Here is a 10,103-nt window from a genome sequence, read left to right as displayed (position 1 = left end):
AGTATGAAAAGTGCTTCTTTTCCTTCGATCATTTGAGTCCAAAATCGACCACTTTTTAATCAACCAGGTGCTAACTGCGAAGTAGCACTCATAAAAAGTTCATAAATACATAACAAATGCGAAACAGGTCAATTTTATTTTAATTGCCGATATGATATTTAATTAGTGACCAATCTGGTAAGGAAAGAGGTGCTTTATGGATAGCTTTGCATTCGATGACATTCTTGCAACAGATACACCGCGCCGTGCTGCACGCAGCAAACCCGTCAAACGTAAGTGGCGTGAAATTGAAGCTCTCAAGGACAAGCAGAGACTTCGTAAAGAATTAGAAGATATTGATATGTTCCGCGACTATTCCGACGATATCGATATTGATTAATTCACTCATCAACGCTAAAAAGCACCGGTATTTTGCCGGTGCTTTTTTCTATCAGCTCAGGGAGCCTGTCTGAACTTTTGCGAACTACACACTCAGTCGTTCTGCCAGGTTGCGGTAACGCTCTGACACCTTGTCTCCGAATAGCGGATCACAATCACACTCTTGATATTCAGCCGATACGGCAATCCAGTCTTCAGCCGTAAACGTTTTGCGGATCAAAGGAAGAACATGCTTTTCCTCAAACTCCAGGTGGGCTTTTTGCCTTGCCACGAAAGTGTTGAGCTTCTCGGCAAAGACGTCAAGGGGGATCACCGCATCCATCAAGATCATGTCCACGGCATCGGCGAACTCATGGGTTAGCTTGGCCAGTTCCTTATGCTCAGCTTCCAGGCTTTGCATTTCACCACAGTCTGCATAATGAGACTGATAATAACGGTAAAGCAGATCTTCTTTCGGGTGATGGCAGCACTCAGCGTGCTTTTGCAAATATTCGACGATATCTTTAATCAAACTATAATTCACCGGCTTGCCGTTCTGAATCGCAACCAACTTTTGCTTCAGGATGTTCAGCAGCCGGTTAATATAGCCATGTTCGGTATGAATACTTTCCAACATCATAGCTCCCTCCCAAATATTCTTCCTTAAACATTATTTTGAGTGTAAGCCGAACTGGGCAAAGTCGCTTTGATCCTGATTATTTAACATTCAATTCAGTTACAAAAAGTTTACATTCCACTCAATCAGGTACAATCCTCTAACTTCCAATCTATAGCTGGTTTATTCATCTGCTCAAGCAACATATTGGTCTGGGAGAAATGCTTGCAGCCAAAGAATCCGCGATAGGCTGACAACGGGGAGGGATGTGCTGAGGTCAGGACATGGTGTTTATCAGTATTTATCTTCTTTCCCTTCTTCTGTGCATGTGATCCCCATAACAGAAAAACCACCCCATCAAGCTGTTGATCCAGCTCTTCAATTACCCGATCGGTAAACGTCTCCCAGCCAATTTTGGCATGTGAATGGGCTTTGCCCTGCTCGACGGTGAGGACAGTGTTCAGCAGCAACACACCTTGGCGTGCCCATTGCTGAAGATAACCGTGTTGCGGTATAGAAAAGTCAGGGAGATCAGTGGCCAGCTCTTTATACATATTGGCCAGCGACGGCGGTGTTTTTACCCCGGGACGTACAGAAAAACTCAAACCATGGGCCTGATCTGGACCATGGTATGGGTCCTGCCCGAGTATAACCACTTTGACATCTTCAAACGGGGTGGTATCAAAAGCACTGAATACATCTTGTTCAGGCGGGAATATAACTTTACCCGCCGCGCGTTCGGCTGCGACAAACTGCTCGATGTGTTGAAAATAAGGCAGCTCTCGCTCTTGGCGAATAAGCGCCTGCCAGGTCATCACTTGGCTCATGGCTTGCTCCTGATACTAAACTAAGCCGCTTATTTTAATCCCCTTTCAACGAATAAGAAAATGCGGCCTGCCCTCAGGAGCAATCACTCTGACACCTCAAACCTACTTCTGCTCGGGCGTATGATGGGTATGGTGCTGAGTTGGTGTCCGCCAGTGACCTCGCCCTTGAACGGGGCGATTCGCCTGGGGAAACCGCATTGCATAACCAATATACAAGATCATCATGTCAGTATTCATAGTAGCCTCCAAAGCCTTTCAATAACCAATAACAATACTCTTATCATGGGTAATGAAAGATCGGTGCCAGAAAGTTCACCTTTAGATACAACCCTTACAAATCAAACATTTAAAATGAAAGCCAAATAAATTTGAGAAAGAGGTACGCACCCAATGCGGGCAGGTGCCCGAATTGAGTGCGGCAGACAAAAGACGCTCCTTATTGCGGCACAAAAGAGCGCAGCGTCTTGATCTCTTGCTGCCAGATATCAGGATTGATTGTTTCCAAGACCAGCGGAATACCGTCAAAACGCTGATCCTGCATCAGAAACCGAAAACAGTCCCAGCCAATCTCTCCTTCACCCAGGCTATGATGGCGGTCTAATCGGCTACCCAGCCCTCCCTTAGAGTCATTCAGGTGCATACCGCGCAGATAATCCATGCCAACCACCTGGTCAAATTCAGCAAACGTTGCTTCGGTTGCCGCTTCGGTACGCAGATCGTAACCGGCGGCAAACGTGTGGCAGGTATCGATACACACCCCGACCCGTGTCTTGTCTTCAACCTGCTCAATAATTTCAGCCAGGTGTTCAAATCGCCAGCCCAGGTTGCTGCCCTGACCGGCGGTATTCTCAATCACGGCAACAACACCAGGGACCTCCTGGTGAGCTAAATTGATAGACTCTGCAATCAATGCCAAACAGTCACGCTCAGAAATCTTCTTTAGATGGCTCCCCGGGTGAAAGTTAAGTAGGGTCAGCCCCAGTTGCCGGCAGCGCTGCATTTCATCGACAAATGCATTTCGCGACTTTTCCAGCTTCTCTGTTTCCGGCGCCCCTAGGTTTATCAGGTACGAGTCATGGGGCAAAATTGCTTCCGGTGAAAAGCCGTATTGCTGACAGCGCGCCTTGAATGCCAGGATCGTGTCCTCTTCCAGCGGCTTTGCCACCCACTGGCGCTGATTTTTGGTAAAAAGTGCAAATGCATTTGCCCCGATACCAGCGGCATTGACCGGAGCATTGAATACCCCGCCAGCGGCTGATACATGCGCCCCAATTAACTTCATTACTCTACCTTCTACTACTGTGTTGTTGTTGGTGAACAGCGTTATTTTCAAACGTTTTCCACTACAAAATGATCTGATACCGGCCACATTATTACAACCGTTCAAGGTTATACACCTCATGATTTGTTGTAATTTTACTACATTTGATCAATTCAAAAATTTTTGAATATATAAAATACAGATAAATAACTAATAAATATAAAGCTTAATTGACCTAGCTCAAAAAAACAGCCCTAGTCAATTCAAGGTTTTTTGTTGTCATTTGATCTAAATCAATACCAATTTTGGGTTAACGAGATATATAATACCCAGCTCGACACAAAATCGAAAAAATTAACGACATCCTTCGGAGGAGTAAGTCATGATCACAGGTATTCAAATCACTAAAGCTGCAAACGACGATCTACTGAATTCAATTTGGCTGCTGGACGGCGAGAAAAATGAAGCGCGTTGCGTAAGTGCAAAAGCGGGTTTCGAGGCCGATCAAATCGTAGCTACTTCTGATCTAGGCGACATCGAATACCGCGAGCTGCCAATCGAAGCACCTGCAAAAATCGAAGGCGGTCAGCACCTGAACGTTAATGTTCTTAAGCGCGAAACACTGGAAGATGCTGCCAAGCACCCAGAAAAATACCCACAGCTAACTATCCGTGTTTCAGGCTATGCGGTACGTTTCAACTCGCTGACAACTGAGCAGCAGCGCGATGTTATCGCTCGTACCTTTACTAACAGCCTATAATCGCTGTTAAGTAATCGATAATAAAACGGCACTTTAGGTGCCGTTTTTTGTCTCTGCCGATAAATCATTTCTGCCCCAAACTTATCAATCACCCTTCTTTTGTTTAGTTTATATTCAACTACAAACAATCAACAAGTTTGATATATACCTCTCACTTTTGACCAAAACTTAGACGCTATGACCAAAAAGTGCGTACATTGTCAGCATTGTCTGCCAATGCCAATTCTTGGTTCAGCAGACAATGTCAACTGATGGAGTCATTCAAACACACATCTCAGGAGCCAGCTTAATGAAGTTAATACTAAAACTAATTACAGGTATTTTGGTCGGTATCCTACTCGGATTTTTTGCCCCCGATGCAATCATTCGTGTCCTGCTCACAGTGAAACTACTCGGCGGACAACTCATTGGATTCACAATTCCCCTAATTATCCTTTTCTACATCACCAGCGGTATTGCCAGCCTGCCAAAAAACTCCGGTTCGTTATTAGGTAAAACCGTCGCGCTATCATACGGTTCCACCATCATTGCCGGCAGCCTGGCTTTTCTCGTTGCCAGTCTGGTTATTGCCGGCCTACCAGAGCCAGCCGCTGCCGCTTCGGATGCATCGGATAAACTCGCGAGCTATATCAACCTGGAAATTCCACCTCTCTTCGGGGTGATGACAGCCCTGGCCACCGCCTTCCTGTTTGGCCTGGGTATCAGCATCACCAACAGCACCCAGTTGAAAGCCCTTGCCGAGGAAGGACGCGGCGTCATCGATCTGCTGCTGGCCAAAGTGATTATTCCACTGCTGCCGTTTTATATTGCCGGCGTCTTTGCCGAAATGTCAGCCGAAGGCACGGTATTTACCACCCTGAAAACCTTCGGCGTGGTACTGGCACTTGCCATTTTCATGCATTGGATCTGGATCACAATCCAGTACACAATTACCGGTATGGCCGTCGGCCACTCGCCGGTGAAACTGATCAAAAACATGCTGCCGGCTTATTTCACCGCGATTGGTACAATGTCTTCAGCGGCGACAATACCGGTTACCCTGCGCCAGACTAAGGAAAACGGCGTCGATGAGTCCATTGCCAACTTTACGATTCCATTGTGTGCCACTATCCACCTGTCGGGTTCAACCATCACGCTGGTTACCTGCTCAACGGCAGTCATGGCACTGAGTCAGCATATTGCCATTCCGTCTTTGATGGATATGCTGCCGTTTATCATGATGCTGGGTATTACAATGATTGCCGCACCGGGTGCACCGGGTGGTGCCGTAATGGCCGCGCTGGGTCTGATGTCGACAATGCTGGGTTTCGGTGAGGCCGAACTGGCTCTGATGATAGCCCTGTATATGGCACAGGACAGCTTCGGTACCGCCTGTAACATCACTGGTGACGGTGCCATTTCCCTGTGGGTGAACAAATTTGCCAAGCGCCAGCCTGAGACAGAATCAGCCCCGCAAGTCCAAGAAGAAAGCTAAAGTCGATAACGCAAAATAAAAAACGGTAATAAAAAAGGTAGCCGGAAAGCTCATCTTCCCCTCGGCTACCTTTCTTTTCATTCAATCCTGTCGCGCCGGTTGTCCCGCTCGCACAGCGATAAATAGATGTTAACCCTGAACGCTTCTCAGCACCGCCTTCAGCTGTTCAAAATCATTGTCACGCTCTAGCGACAGCAGCTCCATGGCGTTATGCTTAGCCAACGGTGCCGGCAGATCGATGTCTTTTTCAAGGATCTCATCAACCACTTCCTTGAACTTCGCCGGATGGGCCGTACACAGGAACATACCGGTTTCGCCCTCTTTAAGCTGCTCGTTCAGGATTCGATAGGCAATGGCACCATGCGGTTCACACAAGTAACCTTCGGCATCCATCTGGCGTAGCGTTTCAGCCGTCTGCTCATCAGTGACCGCACCATAGCCCAGTTCACTAAGTCCCCAGCCTTTTAGCTTGCAAAGCTCTTCAATACGCGGCCAGTTGTTTGGCTGGCTCACATCCATGGCATTGGAAATTGTCGGGATCGTCGGCTCTGGTGCCCACTCGCCATTTTGGAGGTAACGTGGCACCGTATCGTTAACATTGGTCGCCGCAATAAAGCGTTTCACCGGCAAGCCCAGAGACTTAGCCAGCAGGCCCGCCGTCAGGTTACCGAAGTTACCACTTGGTACCGCCACCACCAGATTGTTGCGCTCGGCTTTAGGCAACTGGGATACCGCCTCGAAGTAATAACAAATCTGAGCCATCAGACGGCTGATATTGATGGAGTTGGCTGAGTTCAGACCCACTTCCTGACGCAGGGCTTCGTCATCAAACGCCTGCTTCACCAGCGCCTGACAATCATCGAAAGTACCGTCTACCGCCACGGTGCTAATATTGCCCCCCAGAGTACAAAACAGCTTTTCCTGCAACGGGCTGATCTTACCTTTCGGATAGAGGATCACTACCTTGATGTTGTCCATCCCATAGAAGGCATGGGCCACGGCCGCTCCCGTATCACCCGAAGTTGCAGTAAGAATCGTGATCTTGCCATCGCTATCTGTGACTGCCGCCAGTGACTGGGCCATAAAGCGGCCGCCAAAGTCCTTGAACGCCAGTGTCGGGCCGTGGAATAGCTCAAGGGCGTACACCCCGTCTTTCACCTTGGCAACAGGTGCCGGGAACTGAAAGGCATTGCCAACCATCTGGGCGACGGTTTCGCCAGCGAGCTCTTCTCCAATGAAGGCCGAGAGGATCTTGCTGCTTCGGCTGACAAAATCCATCTCCAGCAAGGCATCAACATCGCCCAGTTCCGGTAGCTCAGAAGGGAAAAAGAGTCCCTGGTTGCGCCCTAGGCCCTGACGAACTGCCTGACCAAACGAAACCTGTTCCTGATGTTCTTTTAGGTTATACAACTTCATTGTTATAGCTCACTTCCTGTTACTTTTGATCCCTGCTCGTCAAGACGACAAACATGAACGAATCCATCTTCATTCTGAACATAATGTTCTTCGAGCCAACGTGCAATACGTTTAGCCACCTCAATGTCATTACAAACACTGAACATGGTCGGGCCCGAGCCGGAAATGCCACTTGCCAGGGCACCGGCTTCCAGGGCGTACTGGCGTGCTTCGGCAAAGCCCGGCAACAGCCTTTCGCGATAAGGTTCCGCTACCACGTCCTTAATCATGCTTGCAGCCAGTTCAGGTTGCTGCGAGTGGCAGGCGTGAATAAAGCCACCCAGATAACGCCCGTGGGCAATAACATCCTGGCGGCGGTACTGCGACGGCAAAATTGCCCGCGCCTCTGCCGTCGGCACCTTGATGCCGGGATAGGCCATCACCCAATACCACTCGTCAAAGCACGGCACCGATTGACTGATGATCCCCAGCTCTTCCACCATAAACTGCAGGCCGCCCAAATAGCATGGTGCCACATTATCATAGTGCAGGCTGCCGGAAATCTCTGCCTCCATCTCGCCCATCAATGCCAGCAGCTCTGTCTCGTCAAGAGGCATATCGTGGTAACGGTTAAGTGCATCCAGCGCGGCAACCACCGAGCAGGCACTGGAGCCTAACCCAGAGCCAATCGGCATGTTCTTTTCAAGCGTCATGGCAACGGGCTTAAGTTGTAGCCCTTTCTTGTCCAGCTCACGGCCATATACCTGCCAGCAGCGGTAGACAATGTTTTCCTCAGCGACCTGAGGCAGCTTGGCAACAAAATCCCCCACGCATTCTAGCGAAAACGGCTGGTCGCCAGCAGCTACCTTGACCCTGTCTCCGAGCAGAGAGCCATCTACCGGGGACACCGCCGCCCCCAGTACATCAAAACCGACACTCACATTGCCAATCGATGCTGGCGCATAAACTACAACACTCATTGTTAGACTCCTAGCTTCCAGCCTAATGTACGCATCAAATCGGCAAACACACCGGCGGCAGTTACTTCGGTACCGGCACCATAACCGCGCAGTACCAGAGGAATTGGTTGATAGTAACGGCTGTAGAATGCCAGGGCATTTTCACCGTCCTTGATTTTAAACATCGGATCGTCCGGGTTTACAGCGGCAATTTTCACCGAGCAGCGGCCGTTGTCAATCTCACCGACATAGCGCAACACCTTACCTTCTTTGGCGGCATCAGCTGACAGCTGGCCAAAGTAGGCATCAGCCTCGGGCAAACGGGCCATAAAGTCATCAACCGAGCCTTCGGCATCGAAGCCCGGCGGCAGCGCCTGCTCGACCACCACATCATCCAGCTCCAGTGACAGTCCGGCTTCTCGGGCAAGGATAAGAAGCTTACGGGCAACATCCATACCAGACAGATCATCACGTGGATCCGGCTCGGTAAAGCCATTATTGCGCGCGACAGTCGTTGCTTCACTAAAGCTCATGCCCTCGTCCAGCTTACCGAAGATATATGACAGCGAACCAGACAAAATACCCGAGAAGCGCTCCAGTTCGTCACCAGCCGCCATCAGGTTCTGCAGGTTCTCGATAACCGGCAGACCTGCACCAACCGTGGTGTCATACATGAACTTACGGCGAGTCGAACGAGCAGCCTGGCGCAACTGATGGTAGTAGGCCATGCTGGCGGTATTGGCTTTCTTGTTCGGGGTGATCACGTGGAAGCCAGCGGCAAGGTAATCGGCATACTGTTCGGCGATGCCCTGATCGGAGGTACAGTCGATGATCACCGGGTTGATAATATGGTGACGCTGCACCAATTGGATCATTCGAGCCAGGCTCAGCGGCTCGCTGGCCTGCCCCATCAGATCACGCCAGTTATCCAGCGGCAGGCCGTTGCTGTCGAGCAGCAGGCCACTGCTGTTTGCCAATCCGCAAACCCGGATCACAATGCCGTTGTCAGCCAGCTTCTCTTGCTGACGGCGTACCTGATCCACCAGCTCGCCGCCAACACCACCGACACCAATAACGAAAACATCGAGGAAATGCTTACTGTTAAACAGGTTCTCGTGACAGGCCTTGACCGCTTCCGACACTTTGGCCACCGGGATCACTGCCGAAATGGCGCGCTCCGACGAACCCTGCGCAATAGCGATAATATTGACGTCGACCTCTGCCAGCGAAGTGAAGAAACGCGAGGCCACACCGCGAGAAGTACGCATACCGTCACCGACCAGGGTCACGATAGCCGAGTCATCAAGAAACTCGACCGGCTCCAGCAGGCCTTCTTTGAGCTCCAGTTCGAAATTGTTCTGCAAGGCCTGCTGCGCAGTCGCCTTGTCTTCGCTTTCAATACAGAAGCTAATGCTGTACTCCGAGGAAGACTGGGTGATCAAGACAATTGACACACCGGCAGCCGACATCGCACCAAAAACTCGCGCTGCCATGCCGACCATGCCTTTCATCCCCGGACCGGAAACATTGACCATGGTCAGATCTTTCAGCGTCGTAATGCCTTTGATATCTAGCTTGTCTTCACCGGTGTCCAAGCCAATCAGGCTACCGGCACCCTGCGGGTTGAAACTGTTTTTGATCAGGCAGGGAATGTGGAACTGGGCAATCGGTGCAATTGTTTTCGGGTGCAGCACCGAAGCGCCGAAGTAAGACAGTTCCATGGCTTCCTGATAGCTAAGAGACTTGAGCAGCCTGGCATCCGGTACCAGGCGCGGGTCGCAGCTGTAAACACCGTCAACATCGGTCCAGATTTCACAGCATTCGGCGCGCAGACAAGCTGCCAGAACCGCCGCAGAGTAATCCGAACCGTTTCGTCCCAGCGTAACCAGCTCGCCTTTCTCGTTACCGGCAGTAAAACCAGGCATGATATGGACATGGCCCTCGGCCAGCGGATCTTGCTTGAAGTTATTGGTCGAGACTTCAATATCGACATGGGCTTCGAGGTAGTCTCCATGGGCAAGCAGGCGCTCGACAGGGTTGATCAGGCTGGCAGGCTGGCCTTTGGCTTCCAGCATGGCTTTCATCGCCACAATAGACAGGCGCTCACCCTTGCTGATCACTTTGGCATAGACATTGTCCGGACACAGGCCCAGCAGTTTCATGCCGTGTACATACTGTCTTAACTGGCCCAGCGAGCTGGCTAGCTTGGCATCAAGCAACGCCTTGTCAAACTTCGGTTCCAGTTCCAGCAATCCAGCAAACAGCTCTTTGAATACCGCTTCCAAATCGGCAATCTGCAACTCAGCCTCTCCAGTACTGACAGTACTTTCAATAACCGAGACCAGCTTGTTTGTGACTTTGCCCGGTGCCGACAGCACCACCGACACTTCACCCTGCTGGGCATTGTTGGCAATGATATCTGCTGCCCGTGAAAAACGGTCCGCATCTGCCAGT

Annotated in this window: 10 protein-coding genes; 3 read left to right on the top strand and 7 right to left on the bottom strand. The window is 50.4% G+C overall.

What is annotated here, in order from left to right; translation table 11 throughout:
• Positions 1 to 196: 196 nt before the first annotated feature.
• Positions 197 to 379 carry a DUF3545 family protein gene (locus tag MHN01_RS07470; protein WP_239410748.1) on the top strand — a complete coding sequence of 61 codons (183 nt, stop codon included), beginning with the start codon at positions 197 to 199 and terminating at the stop codon, positions 377 to 379.
• 84 nt (positions 380 to 463) lie between these two features.
• Here the strand turns inward: MHN01_RS07470 and MHN01_RS07465 are convergent, their stop codons facing one another.
• The 4 genes from MHN01_RS07465 to nfo form a co-directional block, all read right to left on the bottom strand.
• On the bottom strand, positions 464 to 997 hold the full coding sequence (locus tag MHN01_RS07465) for a hemerythrin domain-containing protein (protein ID WP_239410747.1): 534 nt from the start codon (positions 995 to 997) through the stop codon (positions 464 to 466).
• A gap of 122 nt (positions 998 to 1,119) precedes the next feature.
• Complete coding sequence (gene ung, locus MHN01_RS07460; RefSeq protein WP_239410746.1) at positions 1,120 to 1,800, bottom strand: uracil-DNA glycosylase; 681 nt, start codon at positions 1,798 to 1,800, stop codon at positions 1,120 to 1,122.
• 102 nt (positions 1,801 to 1,902) lie between these two features.
• Positions 1,903 to 2,037: a hypothetical protein gene (locus MHN01_RS24515; RefSeq protein ID WP_255725094.1), complete on the bottom strand. Its 135-nt coding sequence runs from the start codon at positions 2,035 to 2,037 to the stop codon at positions 1,903 to 1,905.
• Between the two features lie 199 nt (positions 2,038 to 2,236).
• The gene (nfo, locus tag MHN01_RS07455; RefSeq protein ID WP_239410745.1) at positions 2,237 to 3,082 is read right to left on the bottom strand and encodes a deoxyribonuclease IV; all 846 of its coding nucleotides are present in this window, start codon (positions 3,080 to 3,082) and stop codon (positions 2,237 to 2,239) included.
• Positions 3,083 to 3,443: 361 nt separating this feature from the next.
• Between nfo and grcA the strand changes: the two genes are divergently transcribed.
• Together grcA and MHN01_RS07445 are read left to right on the top strand one after the other, a co-directional pair.
• Positions 3,444 to 3,821, top strand: a complete 378-nt coding sequence (gene grcA / locus MHN01_RS07450; protein ID WP_075762571.1) for an autonomous glycyl radical cofactor GrcA — start codon at positions 3,444 to 3,446, stop codon at positions 3,819 to 3,821.
• Between the two features lie 289 nt (positions 3,822 to 4,110).
• On the top strand, positions 4,111 to 5,295 hold the full coding sequence (locus MHN01_RS07445) for a dicarboxylate/amino acid:cation symporter (RefSeq protein ID WP_239410744.1): 1,185 nt from the start codon (positions 4,111 to 4,113) through the stop codon (positions 5,293 to 5,295).
• 129 nt (positions 5,296 to 5,424) lie between these two features.
• Here the strand turns inward: MHN01_RS07445 and thrC are convergent, their stop codons facing one another.
• The 3 genes from thrC to thrA are packed head-to-tail and all read right to left on the bottom strand — an operon-like array spanning position 5,425 to position 10,102.
• On the bottom strand, positions 5,425 to 6,711 hold the full coding sequence (gene thrC, locus MHN01_RS07440; protein WP_239410743.1) for a threonine synthase: 1,287 nt from the start codon (positions 6,709 to 6,711) through the stop codon (positions 5,425 to 5,427).
• 2 nt (positions 6,712 to 6,713) lie between these two features.
• Positions 6,714 to 7,670, bottom strand: a complete 957-nt coding sequence (gene thrB / locus MHN01_RS07435; protein WP_239410742.1) for a homoserine kinase — start codon at positions 7,668 to 7,670, stop codon at positions 6,714 to 6,716.
• 2 nt (positions 7,671 to 7,672) lie between these two features.
• The gene (gene thrA, locus MHN01_RS07430; protein WP_239410741.1) at positions 7,673 to 10,102 is read right to left on the bottom strand and encodes a bifunctional aspartate kinase/homoserine dehydrogenase I; all 2,430 of its coding nucleotides are present in this window, start codon (positions 10,100 to 10,102) and stop codon (positions 7,673 to 7,675) included.
• Position 10,103: the final 1 nt, after the last annotated feature.

The sequence above is a fragment of the Photobacterium sp. OFAV2-7 genome (genome assembly GCF_022347985.1).
Taxonomy (GTDB): domain Bacteria; phylum Pseudomonadota; class Gammaproteobacteria; order Enterobacterales; family Vibrionaceae; genus Photobacterium.
Note: the sequence above shows the minus strand (reverse complement) of the source record. Positions and strands in the feature narration are given on the sequence as shown.

Excerpts from the sequence above, each read along its gene's own strand:
- MHN01_RS07470 (WP_239410748.1), top strand. The coding sequence starts at position 197 with ATGGATAGCTTTGCATTCGATGACATTCTTGCAACAGATACACCGCGC.
- MHN01_RS07465 (WP_239410747.1), bottom strand. The coding sequence starts at position 997 with ATGATGTTGGAAAGTATTCATACCGAACATGGCTATATTAACCGGCTG.
- ung (WP_239410746.1), bottom strand. The coding sequence starts at position 1,800 with ATGAGCCAAGTGATGACCTGGCAGGCGCTTATTCGCCAAGAGCGAGAG.
- MHN01_RS24515 (WP_255725094.1), bottom strand. The coding sequence starts at position 2,037 with ATGAATACTGACATGATGATCTTGTATATTGGTTATGCAATGCGGTTT.
- nfo (WP_239410745.1), bottom strand. The coding sequence starts at position 3,082 with ATGAAGTTAATTGGGGCGCATGTATCAGCCGCTGGCGGGGTATTCAAT.
- grcA (WP_075762571.1), top strand. The coding sequence starts at position 3,444 with ATGATCACAGGTATTCAAATCACTAAAGCTGCAAACGACGATCTACTG.
- MHN01_RS07445 (WP_239410744.1), top strand. The coding sequence starts at position 4,111 with ATGAAGTTAATACTAAAACTAATTACAGGTATTTTGGTCGGTATCCTA.
- thrC (WP_239410743.1), bottom strand. The coding sequence starts at position 6,711 with ATGAAGTTGTATAACCTAAAAGAACATCAGGAACAGGTTTCGTTTGGT.
- thrB (WP_239410742.1), bottom strand. The coding sequence starts at position 7,670 with ATGAGTGTTGTAGTTTATGCGCCAGCATCGATTGGCAATGTGAGTGTC.